This is a genomic window from Bradyrhizobium sp. Ken01, assembly GCF_055807355.1.
On sequence record NZ_JBVVPC010000005.1, the window covers coordinates 175,161 to 194,621 of the forward strand.

Sequence of the window (19,461 nt, forward strand, 5' to 3'; positions counted from 1 at the left end):
GCAAAGCAGTGTTCGACAAGCACGAGAAAGCGCTTCACGGCAAGGGGCGGTTTCGAAAATGCGAAACAATGTTCGCATGACGATCGCGACCCGCTGCCACCAGCACCCCATGCGTGACTTGCCGGCGGTTATAGAGGATGGGATCTCCGGAGAGATCGCTCATCCTACCATCGGCTTCCTGCACGATCAAATCAGCCGCGGCAAGGTCCCAATCATGACTGTTGCCGCCCGCAAAAGCCGCATCCAGCGCGCCATGGGCGACCCGGCACAGACGCAGCGCGAGCGAACCGATTCGCGGATGCAGCTTGATCTCGCCCAGTGAGGGCTTCAGGCGCTCGACCAGGGGCTTCGGACCCGCGACCCGCGAAAGGTCGAGCTCGGATCCCGCCGTCGCCCGCACCGGCAGCTGGTTGAGGGTCGTGCCCTGGCCGCGGGCGGCGAAGAAGAACTCATCGCTCGTCGGTGCGAACACCGCAGCCAGCACCGGCGAGGCATCCTCGACCAGCGCGACGCTGACGCACCATTCGTCGTGACCATTGAGGTAGTTGCGGGTGCCGTCGATGGGATCGACGATCCAGGTCAGCCGCCGCGACAGCCGCACCTCGTCGTCGGCGCTCTCCTCCGACAGCCAACCATAGTCGGGCGTCGCCGCGCGCAGGCGCGATTCCAGGAGATCGTTGACGGCAATGTCGGCTTCCGAGACCGGCGAGGACGCGCCCTTGGTCCACTTCTTCAGCTCGGTGCGGAACATCGACTGCGCCAGTGCGCCCGCCTCCCGCACCGTATCTTGCAGCAGCGCCGCGTCGCGCGTCAGGATGGCTTCACCTGTTGCGTTCGCGTCAACGTCCGCCAAGCGTCAAACCCTCGATGCGCACGGTCGGCGCATTGACGCCGTAGCGGAACTCGAGATTGTTCGCCGGCTGCATCGACTTGAAGATCTCGAACAGATGGCCGGCGATCGTCACCTCGCTCACGGGATAGGTGAGTTCGCCGTTCTCGATCCAGAAGCCGGAGGCGCCGCGGCTGTAATCGCCGGTCACGCCGTTGACGCCCGAGCCGATCAGATCGGTGACGTAGAACCCCTGCTTGATGTCGGAGATCAGTTCGGCCGGCGTGGGCGTGCCGGGTTCAAGATGCAGATTATACGGCCCGGGCGACGGCGAGGAGGAGACGCCGCGATGGGCGTGACCGGTGGTGGTGAGACCGAGCTCACGCGCGGTGGCGCAATCGAGCAGCCAGGTCGTCAGCACGCCTTCGTCGATCAGCGCGATCTTCTTCACGGCGACGCCTTCGGCGTCGAACGTCTGCGAGCGCAGGCCGCGTTTGCGCAGGGGATCGTCGATGATGCGGATGTTCTTGGCGAACAGCTGCTGGCCGAGCTTGTCCTTCAGAAAGCTGGTCTTGCGCGCGATCGAAGCGCCATTGATGGCGCCGACGACGTGACCGACCAGCGAGCCCGCGACGCGCGGATCGAACACCACGGGCACCTTGCAAGTCTCGACCTTGCGCGGATTGGCGCGGGCCACGGTGCGCTCGCCCGCGGAACGGCCGACGATCTCCGGTGACAAGAGGTCTGCACCATGCGGCGCCGAGGTGAAATCGTAGTCGCGCTCCATGCCGGTCCCGTCGCCGACAATGGCGGTGGCGGAGATGCCCTGGCTGGACCGCAGATAAGAGCCGTGGAAGCCGGTGCTGGTGACGAGCACCATGCCGCCCATGCCGGCGGAAGCCGAGGCGCCGCCGGATTTGGTCACGCCCTTCACAGCGAGCGCCGCGGCCTCGGCTTCGAGCGCGCGGCGCTCGAGTTCCGAGGTGGCGGGCACATCAGGGTCGAGCAGATCGAGATCGGGGAAGTCGCGCGCGAGCAGTGCCGGATCGGCAAGGCCGACATATTTGTCGTCGGGCGCGACGCGCGCCATCGCAACCGCTCGCTCGGCAAGCTTGGTCACGGCATCGCCGCTGGCGTCGTTGGTCGAGACCACCGCCTGGCGCCGGCCGACCAGCACGCGCAAGCCGACATCGTCGCCCTCGGAACGTTCGGATTCCTCGACCCGGCCGTCGCGCACCTCGACGCCTTGCGAGACGCCACGCACGGCGACCGCATCGGCCGCATCCGCGCCGGCGCGCCGGGCAGCCTCCACCAGCCGCTGCGCGAGATCGGAGAGCGCAGACTGGTCGAACAGGTCGCGGCTGGCTGTGGACGAATCCTTGGGCGAAAGCGTCGAGCTTGGTGAAGGGTTCACAAACGAAATCCTGTTGGGGCGGGCTGCGGGACCGGAACCCACAGATGTGCCCTGATCGCGCGGACTTCAAGCATTTTCAGCGCACCAAAAGCTCAGATTCGCACCTTGCGCGCAACGTCTCGTCAATCATGCGCGCCAAGGTCTTGTCAATCATGCGCGGCGGTGAGGTTGGATTAACCAGCCTTTTTAAGCGGTTTCGGAAAGGCGCGCGCTAAGGTCCTCGCATCGACCGGGAACATAATCCCGGCGGGGAGAACTAAAGCCGTGAGGCGTCAAACAGCAACAAGCGGGATCGCTCCCGCCGGGTCGAGCCGCTCCCTGCGGCTCGACCCCCTTTCCCTTCCGGTCCGCTTCGATGCGCATGATCCGCGCGCCGACGGATATGTCCGGCAGATCGAGCTTCATCGCGAACGTGTCGTGCTGCACCGTGCCGTCCGCGGCATGCGGATGGCGATCAACGTCCGCGTCAGCGACTTCACGGGCGTCGCGCTGCGCGGCAACGACGAGGCCCAGACCCTCGTCCTCGTGCATCGCGATCCCTCGCTCTCCATTCCGCTGCTGGTCAGCGCCGACGGCGACGAACTCGTTGAGGCCTGGGCGATCTGGAGCGAGCTGTTCGCGCTTCCGCAGCTCGACGAAGGCGCACGCAAGCCCGCGCCGCGCCGTCGCCGCGCCAACGCGATCCGCCACCGCCGTCCGAAATTTCTGATGCGCCGCCGCACCGGTGTCGCACGCGAGTTGTCGGTGCATCGCGATGAGCGCGAGATCATCGCGCGGACTTAAGCCGCGCGCAGCACCGCGTCGGTCAGCAAACCAGCAAACAGCAGAAATCCCGCGTCGCGGTTCGAATAGAATAGGCGTTTGCAGAGATCGCCGTCGCTGATATTCAGCCGCGCGATCTGCGAGGCCAGATGCACGGCGAAGGCGCCGAGTCCGAGCCAGGCCGGCCAGCGCGCATCGCCCGACGCCAGCGCCACGCCGATCAGCAGCACCGCGAGGCCGTAGAACAGGATCAGCGCCTGGTGCGTATGCGCGCCGAACAGGCGCGCGGTGGATTTGATGCCGATAAGCGCATCGTCCTCGGCGTCCTGATGCGCGTAGATCGTGTCGTAGCCGATCACCCAGGAAATCGCGCCGGCATAGAGCACGAGCGCGGTGACGTCGATGCGCCCGAAGGTGACGGCAAATCCCATCAGTGCGCCCCAGGAGAACGCGAGCCCGAGCACGATCTGCGGCCACCAGGTGATGCGCTTCATGAACGGGTAGATCGCGACGATCAGCAGCGAGGCGATGCCGGTCAGGATCGCAAAGCGGTTGAACTGCAACAACACCACAAGCCCGATCAACGCTTGCGCGACCATGAAGGCCAGCGCCTGCTTTGCGCTCACCTGGCCCGACGGCAGCGGCCGCGAGCGGGTGCGCTCGACCTTGTCGTCGAGGTCACGATCGGTGATGTCGTTCCAGGTACAGCCTGCCCCCCGCATCACGAAGGCGCCGATGAAGAACAGGGTGATGGTGAGCGACAGGCCGCGGACGTCATGGGCCATTCCGGCTGCGAGCGCCGCCGACCACCAGCACGGCATCAACAGGAGCCAGGAGCCGATCGGACGATCGAAGCGGGACAAGCGCAGATAAGGCCGCGCCCATTGCGGCGCGCGCGTATCGACCCAGTTGCCGGTGGAATCGGCAACTCGGGCGGATGTGTCGCTCATCGGGTCAGGACGTTGCCGTTGAGTGTGTCGAAGGTGCTGCCGCCCTTCTTGCCGGCATTGGCCTCGGGCGCCGAGCCCGAACCCAGCACTTCGCTCAGCGACGGACCGGCCGGACCGCGCGGCTGGTTCTGCATTTGCTGCGCAACATTGCAGACCTTCGCCGCCATGGCTTCGGTGTTCTTGTGGCCGTCCTTCATCTGCGCGCCGACCTGCGCCGGAATCCCGCACTTCGAAGCGTTGGCCTCGATGTACTTGATCATCTTGGTCTCAGCCTGGCTGAAGTTGCGGATCAGCTTGCAAGCCTCGTCAGGCGGGGCGTGACGGTCGCTCGCGGCCTTGATCAGCTTGCCGCGCTTTTCGGCATCCTCGCGCAGAGGCATGAAGGCCTTCATGCAGTCCTCGCCGGGACCGGCTTGCGTCGGCGGGGCCGCGCTGAAGGCGCCGGCGCCACCGACGGGCGCGGCGCCGTTCACGGGGAAGGAGGATTGCGGCGCGCCGCCGACCGAGGCGACGGGCGCCGAGCCGTTCACGGGCGGAAACGCGGAACTAGCTGGGGCCTGGCCCGGCAGCGGCGCGGGGAAGCCCTGCGCATAGGCACAAACGGCGCCCATCGTGACCATGGCGGCAGTGATCGGAACCATCAAATGACGGATCATCAAGGCAGTCTCTCCGGCGGGAGCTTGCGGGGTTCGGCGTCTTCCCAATTGAAGCGCAACCAGCGTGCTCGCGATTTTACGATTCCCGCCGGCCCTTAACAACCCGTTGAATAGGGCGAGAGCGCGGCGCGCCGACGCACCATTTTGGCAAAATTTACCCCGAAAGTACTGCTTTCGGCTAAGAACGGCGCCAAATCGGACCTTTGAACCATGCCTTCCCACGATTTCCGCGGCCCCCGCCTGTTCGTCGACGCCCCCCTTGCCCAGGACGGCAGGGTCGAGCTCGACCGCGACCAGAGCAACTATCTCGGCAATGTGCTGCGGCTAGCCGCCGGGGCCGAGGTCTTGGCGTTCAACGGCCGCGACGGCGAATGGCAGGCTGCCATTGAAGGCCGCAAACGGCCGGACGGCCTCGTTATCCTCCAGCAGACCCGGCCGCAGGACCGGCTGCCCGACCTCGCCTACGTCTTCGCCCCGCTCAAGCATGCCCGTCTCGACTACATGGTGCAGAAGGCCATCGAGATGGGCGCCGCCAGCCTTCAGCCGGTTCTGACCCGGTTCACCCAGGCCTCCCGCGTCAATACCGAGCGGATGCGCGCCAATGTCGTCGAGGCGGCCGAGCAGTGCGGCATTCTCAGCATCGCCACCGTTGCCGAGCCGATGCCGCTGGAGCGCTTCCTCAGCCAGCGCGCCATCGGCAGACTGCTGATCTTCTGCGACGAGGCGGCGGAGCTCGAAAATCCCATTCAGAGCCTGCAAGGCGCCGGCGCGGCGGGGGGAATCGACGTGCTGATCGGCCCCGAAGGCGGCTTTGCCGGGGAAGAGCGGGCCCTGTTGCTGCGGCAGCCGAAAATCCTGCGGCTGGCGCTGGGACCCCGGATCATGCGGGCCGACACGGCCGCGGTGGCCGCGCTGGCGCTGGTGCAGGCGGTGCTGGGCGACTGGGGTGGCGAACGCGGCTAAGGCAATAATTGGTTGGCCTTCCGGCTGCTGATCATCTGAGCAGCCCAAAGCCAGCGAACCGGGTCGAGGGCGACCGCACCCTGCTATTCGCCTCGTAGCGATCGGTTCAGAGTCTCGGAAGGCAACTCTCCGAAAGCCTCTCTGTAGCTCGCTGCGAACTCGCTGAGATGCCAGAAACCATGCGCAAGCGCACAGGACTTCACACTCCGGCCCGCTCGGCCGGTGCGCAGTTGCTTGCGCACCGACCAGAGGCGCAAGACCCGGCTATAGCGATGCGGGCTCATGCCGCAGATGGCCCGTGTCGCACTCTGGAGAGTCCGGACCGACACGCCCGCCTGCTCCGCCAGTTCGGTCGTCTTGTGCCAGATCATCAGATCGCGCCGGATCAGTTTCTCCATATCAGCCACGATCCGCCGATAATGCTCGCTGGTGGATGACACAGGTCCGCTTGCGACACTGGACCAGATCGCCGCATCCATCGTGCTGAGCAGCGACTGTTCGACAAGTGCTTGCGAAGCCGGCTCGTTCAGGAAGTCTGGGTCATTTGCTGCGGTTTCAAGCGAGATCGAGATCAGACGGCGCAGCGAGGCAAGCACGTCCGGCGCCGGATTCAGCAAATGGCATCCATCGCCCAATTCAGGCAATGGCTCCCGCCCGGATGGACTGAAGTAGACCACTGCCAGCAGACGCCCCTCCGGCTCATGCACCAGGCAATCTGAATCACCTTTCAATACGAGGACAGAACCGCCCATCGATTGCCCGTTGATGCGGGCAGAGGTCACGTGATCCATCGGTACCGCCACTGCGGCAGCATTGGTGAACTGATAGCCTCGAATGATCCGGGGGAAGGTTTTCAACAGCGACAGGGTCAGGCTCGGCAAGGTGAGCCGGGCACGCATGATCGCTGTCACCCCGGCCGACAACGGCATGCTCGATGCGCCGGCGTATTTCTCGGTCTCGCCGAAATGATCGATGTCATACGATTTGAGCTCGAGCGCCGAGGACGGCTTGAGATCCTGGAACGACATCAAGCGATCCGCCGCTCTCTTTTGCATTCCCTCGCGAGCAGGGACTAGACGGCTTTGATCCATGTTCTGCTGCTTACCTGGCCTTCTTCTTGGAAACTGCGACTTTAGCGCCACGCAATCATCCGGCCCGTCGACGCCGGCGCGCCGCAGGTCGCGGAGCATTGAGATGGCATGGACGATCAGAAGGTCGAGTGGATCGAATTCGTCTTAGTGCCGGAACATGTCGCAGATCGAAAACAGCATATAGGCCAGCGTGTGTCGCGCGACCGGATACCATCGGTTGCGTTGCACATGAATCGGAAACCAACTCGCATTGTAAACGAAGGCTCTGCGAACGGATCGTCCCCCTACCCAAATTGAGTATGCGACCGGTGGAGTATTCTCAAACGGGCCGAGCAGCTCGCGGATGGGGTGAGTCCGAAGGCGGCCGGAGCTTTCCGCCCCAGGCGACGCATTCCTCGTGGAAGCGCCCGGAGACGTCCCTGGCCCGAAATGAATGAGGGTAAGGCCTCCCTACCTGTCCCGGTCGGGCAGCTGCATGAATTTGGTATTATACTACCCCGAATCGGTCCGAGACCCGATTCGGGCTTCGCCTCCTGTGATGACCGCGCCTCGCTCCGACGCCGTTAAGCGATTGATCCTTTGGAGGTCGAAACCGCTTTCGGGCCATGCTAAGGCCTGCGGCAATTCGCTTCGCCTGCTTGCCCTGCCCGGTTCCACCGGGACGATGGACCCCGAGATGACCCCGACTGCCACCTCACATGCTGCCGGCTCCGCCGCCTGGGCGGACACGCTGCTGCTGTCGTTCGCGCAGGCCGGCTATGTCAGGGCCGAGCCCGCCATCCTGCAGCCGGCCGAACCGTTCCTGGATCTCTCCGGCGAGGATATCCGCAAGAGCCTGTACCTGACCACGGACCTCTCCGGCGAGGAGCTGTGCCTGCGCCCGGACCTGACCATTCCGGTGGCCCGCGATTACCTCAGCTCTGGTCGTGCCGGCCAGCCGGCCGGGTTCAGTTATCTCGGCCCGGTGTTCCGCTACCGCAACGGCCAGAGCAGCGAATTCCTGCAGGCCGGCATCGAATCGTTCGGCCGCCAGGACCGCGCCGCGGCCGACGCCGAGATGCTGGCGCTGGCGCTGGAGGCGACCGCCGCCTTCGGCGTCCGCGACGTCGAGATCCGCACCGGCGACGTGGCGCTGTTCAACGCGCTGCTCGACGCGCTCGACCTCTATCCGGTCTGGCGCCGCCGCCTGGTCAAGGATTTCAACCGCAAGATCAGCCTGGAGCAGGATCTGGAGCGGCTGGCGGCCGCGACCACCGCGACCCGCAGCGAATATGAGGGCGTGCTCGCGGCGCTCGCCGGCTCCGACCGCAAGGCGGCACTCGCTTTCGTCACCGATCTGATGTCGATCGCAGGCACCACCAATGTCGGCGGCCGCACCACGGCCGAGATTGCCGACCGCTTCCTCGAGCAGTCGACGCTGAAGGGCGGCGCACTGCCGCGCGAGGCCATCGCCGTGCTCAAGCGTTTCCTGTCGATATCGGGTAACCCCGATGACGCCGTCGCCGAGCTGCGCGCGCTGACCAATGATGCAAAGCTCGACCTCAGTGCCGCGATCGACCAGTTCGAAAGCCGGGTCGGCTTCATGGCCGCGCGCGGCATCGATGTGAAGGGGACGCGTTTTTCGACTGCGTTCGGACGCGGGCTCGACTACTACACCGGCTTCGAATTCGAGCTGCATCACCGCGGCAACGGCGCCGAGCCGCTGGTTGCCGGCGGCCGCTATGACGGGCTGATGACCCAGCTTGGATCGGCCGAGCCGATTCCCGCGGTCGGTTTCTCGGTCTGGGTGGATGCGCTGACCCGGATCGGCCGCAAGGTGGGAGCTTAAGTCATGAGCGCGCCATTCGTTCTGGCCGTTCCCTCCAAGGGCCGCCTGCAGGAAAATACCGAGGCCTTCTTCGCCCGCGCCGGGCTCAAGCTGTCGAAGGCGGGCGGCGCCCGCGACTATCGCGGCACGCTCGCAGGCCTCGACAATGTCGAGGTCGCCTATCTCTCGGCGAGCGAGATCGCCTCGCAACTGTCCCGCGGCTCGGCGCATCTCGGCGTCACCGGGGAGGATCTGGTGCGCGAGACCATCGCGGACGCCGACAAGCGCGTCTCCCTGATCGAAGGCCTCGGCTTCGGCTATGCCGACGTCGTCGTCGCGGTGCCGCAGGCGTGGATCGACGTCCGCACCATGGCCGACCTCGACGACGTCACCACCGGCTTCCGCGAGCAGCATCACATGCGGATGCGGGTCGCGACCAAGTTCATCAACCTCACCCGCGCCTTCTTCCAGAGCCAGGGCATCACCGATTACCGCATCGTCGAGAGCACGGGCGCGACCGAAGGCGCACCGGCCGCCGGCAGCGCCGAGTTGATCGTCGACATCACCACGACCGGCGCGACCCTCGCCGCCAATGGATTGCGGGTGCTCGACGACGGTGTGATCCTGCGCAGCCAGGCCAATCTGGTCGCCTCGAGGGACGCCGATTGGTCGCCGCAGGCGCGGGAGACCGCGCGAATCATCCTCGATCACATCGCCGCGCGCGCGCGGGCCAACAAATACCGCGAAGTCCGCACCCGCTTCCGCCAGTGCGACGCGGCCATGCTCACCGAGGCCCACGAGCGCTTCGGCGTCGAGGCCCCGTTCGGCGGGCCGACCTCGTCAGGCATGCTCACGCTGCACTGCCCGCCGGGCCAGCTCTATGCACTCGCGAGCTTCCTGCGCGGACATGGCGCCGAGACCGTCTCGGTGGTTTCGCTGGACTACGTGTTCGACCGGGAGAACCCGCTGTTCGCCAGGCTCGAGGCGTTCCTGCGGCAGTGAGCCCAAAGTTTGATGAGCAATTCCGTTCAGCGTAGCGACAGCAAACGGCAGCTACCATATGCTGTCGAGATGACCTTGCAAGAGAACCTGATCGCCTCTGGAACCTTGATCGATGACGCTGGGCTCTGACGTTTCCGGCATGACGACCACCGCGGCAAGCGCCGCCGCGAAGGGACTGTCGATTGTCGTCCCCGTCTACAACGAAGCGGCGGGCCTCGCCGCCCTGCACCAGCGCATCTGCGATCTCGCAAAGACCTTGCGGCAGCGCTATCGCTTGGCTTGCGAGGTCGTCTATGTCGACGACGGCAGCGCGGACGCGACGCTGTCAATCGCCCGCTCACTGCCGGCCGACGCGGTCGACGTCCAGGTGGTGTCGCTGTCGCGCAATTTCGGCAAGGAGGCCGCGCTGATGGCCGGCCTCGACCATGCCAGGCTCGGCGCGGTGCTGTTCATGGACGGCGACGGCCAGCATCCGCCGTCGCTGGTCGAGCGACTGGTGCGGCACTGGATCGAGGACGGCTACGACGTCGTCTATACCGCCAAGGCGCATCGCGACAACGAGCCGTTCCTGCGGCGGCTCGCCGGACGCGGCTTCTATGCGCTGATCAATTGGGGCGCGCGCCAGAAGATACCAGAAGACGCCGGTGACTTCCGCCTGCTATCGCCGCGCGCGGTCGCAGCACTGAGGCAGCTGCCCGAGCGCAACCGCTTCTTCAAGGGCCTCGCGAGCTGGATCGGCTTCCGCCAGATCCGCGTTGATTACGAACCGGCGCCGCGCACCCATGGCGTGACAACCTTCAGCGCCGCGCGTCTGCTTGGTCTTTCGATCGAAGGCGTCACCTCGTTCTCGGTGGCGCCGCTGCGCTTCGCCAGCCTGCTCGGCGTGATCCTCGCCGGCGGAGCGTTCCTGTTCGGTCTGTCGATCCTCTGGGAGGTCTTGACCACCGGCAAGCAGGTGCCCGGTTATCCCTCACTCGTGATCGGCCTGATGACGATCGGGGGCGTGCAGCTCATCATGATCGGCATCGTCGGCGAATATATCGGCAAGATCCTGTCCGAGCTGAAGGCGCGGCCGATCTACTTCGTCGCCGAGCACAGTGAAAAGCATTTCGAGACCGACAAGGCCCAGGACGCTTCAAGCCAGGACGCTTCAAGCCTGGACGCTTCAAGTCTGGACGCCTCGAAGAGGACGGCGGCCGAATGAGCGCGGCCGCGCCGCCGCGGCGGATCTGGCTCTGCGCCGACGATTACGGCATCAGCCCGGGCGTCAATCGCGCCATCCGCGACCTGATCGAACGCGGCCGTCTCAACGCCACCTCGGTGATGATGGTGGGACCTGCGGTCGAGCGCAGCGAGATCGAGGCGCTCCAGGCAGCAGCGCAAGCGAGCCCGCGCTGCGCGATCGGATTGCACGTGACGTTGTCGGCACCGTTCCGGCCGCTCACCATGCATTTCCGTCCGCTCGACGGCGACATGTTTCTCCCGTTTCCGAAGCTGCTGCGCGCGGGTCTTGCGCGAAGGCTCGACCGCGAGTTCTTTCGCAATGAGGTCAAGGCGCAGCTGGCAGCCTTCGCGAAAGCGTTCGGGCGCGCGCCTAACTTCGTCGACGGCCATCAACATGTGCAGCTCTACCCGCAGGTGCGCGACGGATTTGTCGACGCAGTCGCCGAAGCCGCGCCAAAAGCCTGGGTGCGCCAGGGCGGCCGCGACCTGCCGCTGATGCAATGGCTGGCCTCACCGAAAGCCATGGTGCTCGATATCCTCAGCGCGCAATTCCGCCGCCGTGCCGGCAACGCGGGCCTCAGCTTCAATCCCGGTTTCGCCGGCGCCTATGATTTCACGCTAGCCGCCGATTTCGGTGCGCTGATGCGGCAATTCCTCGAAGGCCTGCCGGATGGCGGCCTGATCATGTGCCATCCCGGCTTCGTCGACGACATCCTCACCGGGCTCGACCCCATGACGGATGTCCGCGAACGCGAGTACGCCTATCTCGCCGGCGATGCCTTTGCGCGCCTGCTGACGGACAGCGGCGTCACGCTGGGGTGAAACCGACGAAAGCTTGCGAGAAAGCCGCCCGCGAGGCAGCTTGTCGCATACCGAAATTTAATCCAGCCGGCACTGTTGGGGCCACAATGGAACCCTACATCTGCCTCGCGCTTGTTTGCGCGAGGGAGACTGACCATGACGCCGCAGGAACGCCAACTCGTCGACGAGCTTTTCGACCGGCTTTCGAAATTGGAAAATGCACCGCGCGATCCCGACGCGATCGCCGCGATCTCCGACGGCCTGCGCAAGGCCCCCGGCGCGATCTATGCGCTGGTGCAGACCGTGCTGTTGCAGGACGAGGCGCTGAAGCGCGCTCACAACCGCATCCAGGAGCTGGAGGCGGCGCAGGCGCCCGAGCAGGCGCAGTCCGGCGGTTTCCTGGACACCATGCGCGACACGCTATTCGGCGGGGGTCCGTCGCGCGGCTCGGTTCCGAACGTGCCGCCGCGTGACTCGCGGCCGGTGTGGAACAGCGGTCAGGCGATGCAGCAGACCCAGCCAGGTTACGGCCAGCCGCCCTATGGGCAGGCTTACGGCCAAGGACCGGGGCAAGGCTATGGCGCGCCGCCGGTCGGCGGTGGCGGCGGTTCGTTCCTCGGCACGGCGGCGGCAGCCGCGGCCGGCGTCGTCGGCGGGTCGCTGCTGCTCTCCAGCATCCGCGGCATGATGGGCGGATCGCATCAGCAGGCCTTCGGCGACACCAATGCCCTGGGCGACCGCAGCGCTGGTGGAAGTCCCTGGAGCGGCAACGATCAGTCCGGCGGCTCGCTCGCACGCGATGCCGGCCTCGACGACATCGGCTCGAACCGCGATCGTGGCGATGCATCCCGGCAGGGCTTCGCCGACCACGCTTCGAACGACGACCAGAATTACAACGATCAGAACGACAATGACGACAATGTCGACCTCGCCGACGACAGCGATTTCGGCGGCGGAGACGATGGCGGCAGCGATTACGCCTGACGCTTCTTATCCTTCTTGCTCCAAACGAGAACGGCCGCCGATGAGGCGGCCGTTTTTGGTTCCGAGCACTATGCGCCTACATCACGACGACCTTGGTGCCGACGTTGACGCGGCCATAGAGGTCGATGACGTCTTCGTTGCGCATGCGGATGCAGCCCGAGGAGACGTTGGTGCCGATGGTCCAGGGCTCGTTCGAGCCATGGATACGGTAGAGCGTCGAACCGAGATACATCGCGCGCGCGCCGAGCGGATTTTCCGGGCCGCCTTCCATGTGCCGGGGCAGGTCGGGGCGGCGCGCGATCATTTCCGCCGGCGGCGTCCAGGCCGGCCATTCGCGCTTGGCCGTGATCGACTTCACGCCGGACCAGGTGAAGCCGGGACGGCCGACGCCGATGCCGTAGCGCATTGCCCGACCGTTGCCCTCGACGAGATAGAGGAACTTGTTCGGCGTATCGACCACGATCGTGCCGGCGCTTTCATTGCCGCTATAGTCAACGAGTTGTTTCTCGAATCTCGGGTCGAACTGGCGCTGCCGCGGATCGACCGCCTCCTGCTGGAGACCTGCGCCCTGCATCTGCGGCTCGCCCATCGGCGGCAGGCGACGCTGGTCGTAGTAACCAGGCTGCTGCTGATACACCGGCTGCTGCGGAGCGTAGGCCGGACCGCGACCTGGCCCGTCGCCGAACATGAACTCGATGAAGCCGCCGCCCATGTTCGAATTGGAGGCGACGCGAACCGGCGCAGGCGGCACTTGCGGCTGATAGAGCACCGCGGGCGGATCGTTCGGCACGCTATTGTCGAAGGCGCTGGCGCCGTTGGCGCCGGCAATGAAGGTGCAAGCGCTACCAAGCAGCGCGACAGACATTTTCTTGAACATCGACGTACTCTGTACTGTTTCGTCTAGATCACATGCGTCGTGGCGAGGTGATGGCTGATCCGCACCCGCGACGTGGTCAATAAAGAGCAAAAGCCGTTTTGTTTGGTAAACGGAAACGCCATTTCGATTCACCACGTCGTCGGCGGCGGCGCAATTTGGCGATCAGCGTTTATTTTCGATGAACGCCGTGCACGCATGGTTAATCGCTCGTTTGCAGGCCGTCGCGCACAACCGCCACGACAGTTCCGGCTGTGAACTTCGTGTTAAATCGCTTCTGTCTACAAAGACGCGTGAGTGAGGTGGGGGGAGTTCTTGATGGCTATTCACCGCAAACGTTTTCGTGTCGAGGAGGCTATTGTCGGCGAGATGCCCAGCCCCGAAATGATTGAGGAGGCTGCGCCGATGCATAGCGAGATCATGGCCGAGTTGCGTGCGATCCGTGCACAGATGGCGAAGGGCACCGCGCCCTTGTCCGGCAGCGCCGCCATGGCCGCGATCGACGCCTCCACCGCCCACGAGCTCTCCGAAGCCCGTACCATGCTCGACACTTACCGGGCGCAGATCGAGCAGTGCGAGAAGCTGAAGGTCGAGCTCGACCTCATCCACGACGCCATCGACCGTACCAAGCGCGAGATCGCGACACTGCACGGCAAGAGCTTCGACGGCGGCGAAATGGCCAAGGTCAATGGCGAGCTCGGCGCGGTCGTCGGCGGCACCGAACAGGCGACCCAGCAGATCCTCGAAGCTGCCGAGTCGATCGACCAGGCGGCCAGCGCGATGGCCAAGGTGCAATCGGCCGATCAGCAGAAGCGGCTCGCCGACGATATCCAGGAACGCGTCATCTCGATCTTCGAAGCCTGCAACTTCCAGGACCTGACCGGCCAGCGCATCAGCAAGGTCATGAGCACGATGAAGTTCATCGAGCAGCACATCAATTCCATGATGGAGATCTGGGGCGGCGTCGACGCGATCAAGTCTCATGTCGTGCCGCAGGTCGACACCCGCAGCGATGACGACAAGCTTCTCAACGGCCCGAAGCTCGCCGGCGACGTCGGCCACGCCTCGCAGGACGACATCGACGCGCTGTTCGACTGAGCGGACGCGGCACCCTGAATAACAAAAACGCCGGCGCAAGCCGGCGTTTTCTGTTTTTGGACGTCTTTGGGAGAGCGGGCCGCCTACGCCCTCGGCGCGCAGCGGACGTAGACCATGTTGCCGTAGCGGGTGGCGGCGTCCTTATCGATGAAGCGGGTGATGAGGACGCGGCCGTCGAAGGAGACGATCTCGCGGTCCTGCTCGCCGGGCGTCGGACCCGCCGGCCCGATATAGTTCTTGCCGCTGGGCGAACCCTTCAGCCGCAGCTCCTGCGGTGTTGCCTGGTCCGCCAGATGCATGATCACGCCGCCGGAGGAGCCGGCGGTGATCACGTAAGGATTTTTGCATTGGGCCCGGGCGGCAGCCTCGGTACGGGCGCGGTCGGCCGGGTTCTGGAACGAGGCGAGGCCCCAGCGCCCGACGATCTCGTCGGCGCGGATCGACGCGGGCATTTCCGGACCGGTGCCGGGCTCGGCCTCGGGGGGCGGTGAGGACGAAGAAAAGGACGGCAGGCTCATGCCGCCCCCGCAGGCGCCAAGCAGCAGCGCCAGGCAAGAAGCCGCCGCCAGATTGGCGACCGTGCGCGCGTGAGCTGAACTGATCATGGCATTCCCCCGGACAAAACCATGGCCGCACCCCTTCCGCAGCCAAGCGCAAAACCGCTGCCGGAGCAATGACGTCCTTTAATACGCCGGCGCCCCGAACAAGTTTCCAATGTCACCATCCTATATCCGTCTCACCAATCGCTTAACCACCTTTGCTTGACAGGATCGCGGCCAAGCCATATTCCCGGACGCACCATTAGCACTCTGAAAGATGGATTGCTAACGCGCGCCGATCGATCCTCGGGAAGGGTGGACGGAAGCGCCGCCCGCCCACTTCCTCTCCTTCCGAAGCGAGCCTCCAAAGGGAAACGTCATGACTAAATCCAAATTTCGTCCGCTGCATGACCGTGTCGTGGTCAAACGTATCGACGCCGAGTCAAAGACCAAGGGCGGCATCATCATTCCGGATACGGCCAAGGAAAAGCCGTCCCAGGGCGAAGTGGTCGCCGTCGGCCCCGGTGGCCGCGACGAGGCCGGCAAGCTGATCCCGATCGACCTCAAGGTCGGCGACCGTGTGCTGTTTGGCAAGTGGTCGGGCACCGAGGTCAAGATCGACAACGATGAGCTCCTGATCATGAAGGAGTCGGACATCATGGGTGTGATGGCCTAAGGCCAGACGCCTGAACGGCCGCTGAATGCATGCCCGGGTCATTCGATCCGGGCATGCATCATTCCGCCGGGTTCGATCGCGGACCCCGGAATGAGGCGACCCAATAAGCAAGACACATCACGAAAAAAGAAGAGGAATTGCAGACCATGGCTGCCAAAGACGTCAAATTTTCCGGAGACGCGCGCGATCGCATGCTGCGCGGCGTCGATATTCTCGCCAACGCCGTCAAGGTGACGCTCGGCCCCAAGGGCCGCAACGTGCTCATCGAGAAGTCGTTCGGCGCGCCCCGCATCACCAAGGACGGCGTCACCGTCGCCAAGGAGATCGAGCTCGAGGACAAGTTCGAGAACATGGGCGCCCAGATGGTGCGTGAGGTCGCCTCCAAGACCAACGATCTCGCCGGCGACGGCACCACCACCGCGACCGTGCTGGCCCAGTCCATCGTACGCGAAGGCGCCAAGTCGGTTGCCGCCGGCATGAACCCGATGGACCTCAAGCGCGGCATCGACATCGCGGTCGCGGCCGTCGTCAAGGACATCGAGAAGCGCGCCAAGCCGGTCGCCGCCTCCTCCGAGGTCGCCCAGGTCGGCACCATCTCGGCCAACGGCGATGCCGCCATCGGCAAGATGATCGCGCAGGCGATGCAGAAGGTCGGCAACGAGGGCGTCATCACCGTCGAGGAGAACAAGTCGCTCGACACCGAGGTGGACATCGTCGAGGGCATGAAGTTCGACCGCGGCTATCTCAGCCCCTACTTCGTCACCAACCCCGAGAAGATGACCGCCGAGCTCGAGGACGCCTACATCCTCTTGCACGAGAAGAAGCTGTCCGGCCTGCAGGCCATGCTCCCGGTGCTTGAAGCCGTGGTGCAGTCGGGCAAGCCGCTCGTCATCATCGCCGAGGACGTCGAGGGCGAGGCACTGGCCACCCTGGTCGTCAACCGCCTCCGTGGCGGCCTGAAGGTCGCCGCCGTCAAGGCGCCGGGCTTCGGCGACCGCCGCAAGGCCATGCTCGAGGACCTCGCGATCCTCACCGGCGGCCAGCTGATCTCCGAAGACCTCGGCATGAAGCTCGAGAACGTCACGGTGAAGATGCTTGGACGCGCGGGCAAGGTGGTGATCGACAAGGAGAACACCACGATCGTCAAGGGCGCCGGCAAGAAGCCGGAGATCGAGGCCCGCGTCGGCCAGATCAAGGCCCAGATCGAGGAGACCACCTCGGATTACGACCGTGAGAAGCTCCAGGAGCGCCTCGCCAAGCTCGCAGGCGGCGTCGCGGTGATCCGCGTCGGCGGCGCCACCGAGATCGAGGTCAAGGAGAAGAAGGACCGCGTCGAAGACGCGCTCAACGCCACCCGCGCCGCGGTGCAGGAAGGCATCGTCCCCGGCGGCGGGGTCGCGCTGCTCCGCGCCAAGAAGGCGGTCGGCCGTCTCACCAACGCCAATGCCGACGTCCAGGCCGGCATCAACATCGTGCTGAAGGCGCTGGAAGCCCCGATTCGCCAGATCTCCGAGAACGCGGGCGTGGAAGGCTCGATCGTCGTCGGCAAGATCCTGGAGAACAAGTCCGAGACCTTCGGCTTCGACGCCCAGACCGAGGAGTATGTCGACATGGTCGAGAAGGGCATCATCGACCCCGCCAAGGTGGTGCGCACCGCGCTCCAGGACGCCGCCTCGATCGCCGGCCTGCTGGTGACCACCGAGGCCATGGTCGCCGAGTCGCCGAAGAAGGACGCCGCGCCCGGCATGCCGGCCGGTGGCGGCATGGGCGGCTTCTAAGGCCGATCCCTAGCCCACAGTGTTGCGAAGGCCGCCTCCGGGCGGCCTTCTTTTTTGGCGATCATGCCCCGTGCTTTCCAATTCAACCGGCGGCCAAAACCCACTACGGTGACGCCCGATTCGAATTGTTTGGGCCTGATCTCAACGGAAAACCGCTTCACACTTTTCCGGATCATGCCCCATTGCCTCAGGGATTTCCTAGATGCGCGCGCTTGTGTTTTGCTCCACGGCCGTTCTGGCGGCTCTGCTTGCAGTTTCGCCTGAGGTCGCATCCGCCCAGATGAAGCTGGCGCCGAAGGCCACGGCGCCCGGCGGCGTCGAGACGCGCTATTTCACCTCGATCGACGGGTTGATGGACGGTAATGCCGACGTGATCCTGAAGGAGACACGCCAGGGCAAGACCGTCACCGCAGCCGTGCTCGACGTCTGTTATCCCGTCGCGAAGAATTCCGACCGCAAGGACCGCTTCGTCGTCAATCTCCAGGTCGCGGGCCAGAACCTGACGGGTACGACGCAGAGCCTCGGCGCGAAGGCGCCGGTCACCGTCAAGCTGCTGCGCAAACAGGCCGGAGACACGTTCGAATTCCGCGGCCAGATCAGCATTGGCCAGGCCGTGACCGAGGTCACCTCGCCCGACAATTCCGATCTCAGCGAGAAGGAATTCCTCGACAACCAGACCTCCGACGACGGCATCACGCCGCAGCCGAAGGATTTCACCGACGTCTCGCCGGAAGCGATCGCGGTCAAGGTCAAGCTGGATGCCGCGACCGAGTTCCTGAAGAGCCTGAAGGGCCAGGACGTCGAGGTGACGCTGGCGAGCCTCACCGTCGGCTGCGACGCGCTGCGCGCGGGCGAGCAGACCATCAACATGTCGGTCGATCCGGAGCGCGCCGGCGCGCTGCTGGCAAAATTCAAGGCGATGCCCGGCGTCACCGCCGCGGGCTGGACCGCGGGCATGACGGAGATGGACCGCACCATCCGCATTCCCGCCGCCGACTGGCGCGACGGCGACAAGATCAACCGCGACAAGCTCGCGGCCGCGGTGGCTGGCGTGCTGAGCAGGACGCTGGCGGCAAAGCCGGTCTCGCAAAGCTTCAACCCGGCGACCGGCAAGCTCAAGCTGGTGTTCAAGCGGCCGAACCAGGACTTTCCCGCGCTCGAGCTCACCGACACGATCGAGGTCGCGGGCCTCGTCTCGCCCGACAAGCCCGGCACGACCGACAAGCTCATGCTCTGGGTCGGGAATCCCGTGACCACGACCACCGACGAGAGCAGCGGTGCCAAGCTCAATCTCTCGGACGAAGCGACCGCCGACGAGGAAGGCGATCAGCCCGACGACAACGGTTCGGTCGAGGCGCTCGCCAAGGAGCTGAAAGGCCAGCGCTGGGACGCCGACAAGTCGGTGTGGAAGTAGACCCTCGTGCCCCGGACGCAGCGCAGCACGTCAGTGATGCGCTGCTGAGCCGGGGCCCAGAAGCCGCGCACGAAATTGACGACAGATACCGGGGTCCCGGCTCTGCGCAGCAGCGTTGCACGCTGCAGCGCGTCCGGGACACGAGAGCGAGACCTAATTCCCGTTGACGCGGAAGCGCAGCGGCTTGGGGCCTACGAGCGTCAGCACGTCGCCCTGGCGCTTCCAGGTCTCGACGCTGCCCAGCGCTGCAACGAGATCGTCGTCGGCCTGGGCCCTTGCCGGCGGACAGGAGCGGTCCTGGATCTGGCCGGGGACGAAGATCACGGTGTTGCCGGCGACCGAGAACTGGCCCTTGCCGCCCTTGCACCAGAGCTCCAGCACCACCTCGCCATTGTCGCCGATCTCGATGTTCGGGATCCGTTTCGAGCCCGGCTGCGGCAGCGCCTCCAGCGTCATCTCGGTGCCGAACGGAAAACCGTCCTCCGCACGCGCGAGCGTGGACATCGCGAGCATTGCGACCGCCGCACACACCGTCTGCCTGAACGAAACCATGAGACCTCTCGACCGACCTGACTTGCGGCACCTTCTATAAGACGGCG

At 65.2% G+C, this 19,461-nt stretch carries 19 protein-coding genes; 11 read left to right on the plus strand and 8 right to left on the minus strand.

Going from position 1 to position 19,461, the window contains the following annotated elements:
• Positions 1-34: 34 nt before the first annotated feature.
• Together AC0L3S_RS07910 and AC0L3S_RS07915 are read right to left on the minus strand one after the other, a co-directional pair.
• The gene (locus AC0L3S_RS07910; RefSeq protein WP_473278636.1) at positions 35-853 is read right to left on the minus strand and encodes a 3'(2'),5'-bisphosphate nucleotidase CysQ; all 819 of its coding nucleotides are present in this window, start codon (positions 851-853) and stop codon (positions 35-37) included.
• Positions 840-2,243, minus strand: a complete 1,404-nt coding sequence (locus AC0L3S_RS07915) for a TldD/PmbA family protein (protein WP_473262539.1) — start codon at positions 2,241-2,243, stop codon at positions 840-842. The genes AC0L3S_RS07910 and AC0L3S_RS07915 overlap by 14 nt, the downstream gene beginning before the upstream one ends.
• A 264-nt stretch (positions 2,244-2,507) precedes the next feature.
• On the opposite strand from AC0L3S_RS07915, the gene AC0L3S_RS07920 reads away from it, so the two are divergent.
• Entirely contained in the window at positions 2,508-3,026 is a 519-nt protein-coding gene (locus AC0L3S_RS07920) for a DUF6101 family protein (RefSeq protein ID WP_473278637.1), read from the plus strand.
• On the opposite strand, the gene ubiA is transcribed toward AC0L3S_RS07920, so the two are convergent.
• The gene (gene ubiA / locus AC0L3S_RS07925; RefSeq protein ID WP_473278638.1) at positions 3,023-3,955 is read right to left on the minus strand and encodes a 4-hydroxybenzoate octaprenyltransferase; all 933 of its coding nucleotides are present in this window, start codon (positions 3,953-3,955) and stop codon (positions 3,023-3,025) included. The genes AC0L3S_RS07920 and ubiA overlap by 4 nt on opposite strands.
• Positions 3,952-4,611 (minus strand): hypothetical protein, encoded by a 660-nt coding sequence (locus AC0L3S_RS07930; protein WP_473265757.1) that lies wholly within the window; start codon positions 4,609-4,611, stop codon positions 3,952-3,954. The genes ubiA and AC0L3S_RS07930 overlap by 4 nt, the downstream gene beginning before the upstream one ends.
• A 210-nt stretch (positions 4,612-4,821) precedes the next feature.
• On the opposite strand from AC0L3S_RS07930, the gene AC0L3S_RS07935 reads away from it, so the two are divergent.
• Positions 4,822-5,574: a 16S rRNA (uracil(1498)-N(3))-methyltransferase gene (locus AC0L3S_RS07935; protein ID WP_473265756.1), complete on the plus strand. Its 753-nt coding sequence runs from the start codon at positions 4,822-4,824 to the stop codon at positions 5,572-5,574.
• An 83-nt stretch (positions 5,575-5,657) separates the two neighbouring features.
• Here the strand turns inward: AC0L3S_RS07935 and AC0L3S_RS07940 are convergent, their stop codons facing one another.
• On the minus strand, positions 5,658-6,602 hold the full coding sequence (locus tag AC0L3S_RS07940; protein ID WP_473265755.1) for a helix-turn-helix domain-containing protein: 945 nt from the start codon (positions 6,600-6,602) through the stop codon (positions 5,658-5,660).
• 739 nt (positions 6,603-7,341) lie between these two features.
• Here AC0L3S_RS07940 and AC0L3S_RS07945 point away from each other — a divergent pair.
• The 5 genes from AC0L3S_RS07945 to AC0L3S_RS07965 all read left to right on the plus strand — a co-directional run bounded on the left by AC0L3S_RS07945 (position 7,342) and on the right by AC0L3S_RS07965 (position 12,483).
• Positions 7,342-8,493 carry an ATP phosphoribosyltransferase regulatory subunit gene (locus AC0L3S_RS07945; protein ID WP_473278639.1) on the plus strand — a complete coding sequence of 384 codons (1,152 nt, stop codon included), beginning with the start codon at positions 7,342-7,344 and terminating at the stop codon, positions 8,491-8,493.
• Positions 8,494-8,496: 3 nt separating this feature from the next.
• A complete protein-coding gene (gene hisG, locus AC0L3S_RS07950; RefSeq protein WP_018453440.1) occupies positions 8,497-9,474 on the plus strand; it encodes an ATP phosphoribosyltransferase in 978 nt (325 codons plus the stop codon).
• Positions 9,475-9,586: 112 nt separating this feature from the next.
• Positions 9,587-10,678 (plus strand): glycosyltransferase family 2 protein, encoded by a 1,092-nt coding sequence (locus AC0L3S_RS07955; RefSeq protein WP_473278640.1) that lies wholly within the window; start codon positions 9,587-9,589, stop codon positions 10,676-10,678.
• Positions 10,675-11,520: a ChbG/HpnK family deacetylase gene (locus tag AC0L3S_RS07960; protein WP_473278641.1), complete on the plus strand. Its 846-nt coding sequence runs from the start codon at positions 10,675-10,677 to the stop codon at positions 11,518-11,520. Before AC0L3S_RS07955 ends, AC0L3S_RS07960 begins: the two co-directional genes overlap by 4 nt.
• 135 nt (positions 11,521-11,655) lie before the next feature.
• A complete protein-coding gene (locus tag AC0L3S_RS07965) occupies positions 11,656-12,483 on the plus strand; it encodes a DUF2076 domain-containing protein (RefSeq protein ID WP_473265751.1) in 828 nt (275 codons plus the stop codon).
• A gap of 76 nt (positions 12,484-12,559) precedes the next feature.
• Here the strand turns inward: AC0L3S_RS07965 and AC0L3S_RS07970 are convergent, their stop codons facing one another.
• Positions 12,560-13,360, minus strand: coding sequence for a L,D-transpeptidase (locus tag AC0L3S_RS07970; RefSeq protein ID WP_473265750.1), 801 nt, complete (start codon positions 13,358-13,360; stop codon positions 12,560-12,562).
• 315 nt (positions 13,361-13,675) lie between these two features.
• On the opposite strand from AC0L3S_RS07970, the gene AC0L3S_RS07975 reads away from it, so the two are divergent.
• On the plus strand, positions 13,676-14,455 hold the full coding sequence (locus AC0L3S_RS07975; protein WP_007614982.1) for a protein phosphatase CheZ: 780 nt from the start codon (positions 13,676-13,678) through the stop codon (positions 14,453-14,455).
• Between the two features lie 83 nt (positions 14,456-14,538).
• Here the strand turns inward: AC0L3S_RS07975 and AC0L3S_RS07980 are convergent, their stop codons facing one another.
• Positions 14,539-15,060: a hypothetical protein gene (locus AC0L3S_RS07980; protein WP_007596953.1), complete on the minus strand. Its 522-nt coding sequence runs from the start codon at positions 15,058-15,060 to the stop codon at positions 14,539-14,541.
• A 313-nt stretch (positions 15,061-15,373) separates the two neighbouring features.
• On the opposite strand from AC0L3S_RS07980, the gene AC0L3S_RS07985 reads away from it, so the two are divergent.
• The 3 genes from AC0L3S_RS07985 to AC0L3S_RS07995 all read left to right on the plus strand — a co-directional run bounded on the left by AC0L3S_RS07985 (position 15,374) and on the right by AC0L3S_RS07995 (position 18,862).
• A complete protein-coding gene (locus tag AC0L3S_RS07985; RefSeq protein WP_007596954.1) occupies positions 15,374-15,670 on the plus strand; it encodes a co-chaperone GroES in 297 nt (98 codons plus the stop codon).
• A 146-nt stretch (positions 15,671-15,816) separates the two neighbouring features.
• On the plus strand, positions 15,817-17,448 hold the full coding sequence (gene groL, locus AC0L3S_RS07990; RefSeq protein WP_027520435.1) for a chaperonin GroEL: 1,632 nt from the start codon (positions 15,817-15,819) through the stop codon (positions 17,446-17,448).
• 202 nt (positions 17,449-17,650) lie between these two features.
• Positions 17,651-18,862 (plus strand): hypothetical protein, encoded by a 1,212-nt coding sequence (locus AC0L3S_RS07995; protein ID WP_473278642.1) that lies wholly within the window; start codon positions 17,651-17,653, stop codon positions 18,860-18,862.
• Positions 18,863-19,015: 153 nt separating this feature from the next.
• On the opposite strand, the gene AC0L3S_RS08000 is transcribed toward AC0L3S_RS07995, so the two are convergent.
• A complete protein-coding gene (locus AC0L3S_RS08000; RefSeq protein WP_007614988.1) occupies positions 19,016-19,414 on the minus strand; it encodes an META domain-containing protein in 399 nt (132 codons plus the stop codon).
• Positions 19,415-19,461 lie beyond the last annotated feature (47 nt).

What these genes read in the sequence shown, in the direction of transcription:
- ubiA (WP_473278638.1), bottom strand. Translation starts at nt 3,955, where the DNA reads ATGAGCGACACATCCGCCCGAGTTGCCGATTCCACCGGCAACTGGGTC.
- AC0L3S_RS07930 (WP_473265757.1), bottom strand. Translation starts at nt 4,611, where the DNA reads ATGATCCGTCATTTGATGGTTCCGATCACTGCCGCCATGGTCACGATG.
- AC0L3S_RS07935 (WP_473265756.1), top strand. Translation starts at nt 4,822, where the DNA reads ATGCCTTCCCACGATTTCCGCGGCCCCCGCCTGTTCGTCGACGCCCCC.
- AC0L3S_RS07940 (WP_473265755.1), bottom strand. Translation starts at nt 6,602, where the DNA reads ATGTCGTTCCAGGATCTCAAGCCGTCCTCGGCGCTCGAGCTCAAATCG.
- AC0L3S_RS07945 (WP_473278639.1), top strand. Translation starts at nt 7,342, where the DNA reads ATGACCCCGACTGCCACCTCACATGCTGCCGGCTCCGCCGCCTGGGCG.
- hisG (WP_018453440.1), top strand. Translation starts at nt 8,497, where the DNA reads ATGAGCGCGCCATTCGTTCTGGCCGTTCCCTCCAAGGGCCGCCTGCAG.
- AC0L3S_RS07955 (WP_473278640.1), top strand. Translation starts at nt 9,587, where the DNA reads ATGACGCTGGGCTCTGACGTTTCCGGCATGACGACCACCGCGGCAAGC.
- AC0L3S_RS07960 (WP_473278641.1), top strand. Translation starts at nt 10,675, where the DNA reads ATGAGCGCGGCCGCGCCGCCGCGGCGGATCTGGCTCTGCGCCGACGAT.
- AC0L3S_RS07965 (WP_473265751.1), top strand. Translation starts at nt 11,656, where the DNA reads ATGACGCCGCAGGAACGCCAACTCGTCGACGAGCTTTTCGACCGGCTT.
- AC0L3S_RS07970 (WP_473265750.1), bottom strand. Translation starts at nt 13,360, where the DNA reads ATGTTCAAGAAAATGTCTGTCGCGCTGCTTGGTAGCGCTTGCACCTTC.
- AC0L3S_RS07975 (WP_007614982.1), top strand. Translation starts at nt 13,676, where the DNA reads ATGGCTATTCACCGCAAACGTTTTCGTGTCGAGGAGGCTATTGTCGGC.
- AC0L3S_RS07980 (WP_007596953.1), bottom strand. Translation starts at nt 15,060, where the DNA reads ATGATCAGTTCAGCTCACGCGCGCACGGTCGCCAATCTGGCGGCGGCT.
- AC0L3S_RS07985 (WP_007596954.1), top strand. Translation starts at nt 15,374, where the DNA reads ATGACTAAATCCAAATTTCGTCCGCTGCATGACCGTGTCGTGGTCAAA.
- groL (WP_027520435.1), top strand. Translation starts at nt 15,817, where the DNA reads ATGGCTGCCAAAGACGTCAAATTTTCCGGAGACGCGCGCGATCGCATG.
- AC0L3S_RS07995 (WP_473278642.1), top strand. Translation starts at nt 17,651, where the DNA reads ATGCGCGCGCTTGTGTTTTGCTCCACGGCCGTTCTGGCGGCTCTGCTT.
- AC0L3S_RS08000 (WP_007614988.1), bottom strand. Translation starts at nt 19,414, where the DNA reads ATGGTTTCGTTCAGGCAGACGGTGTGTGCGGCGGTCGCAATGCTCGCG.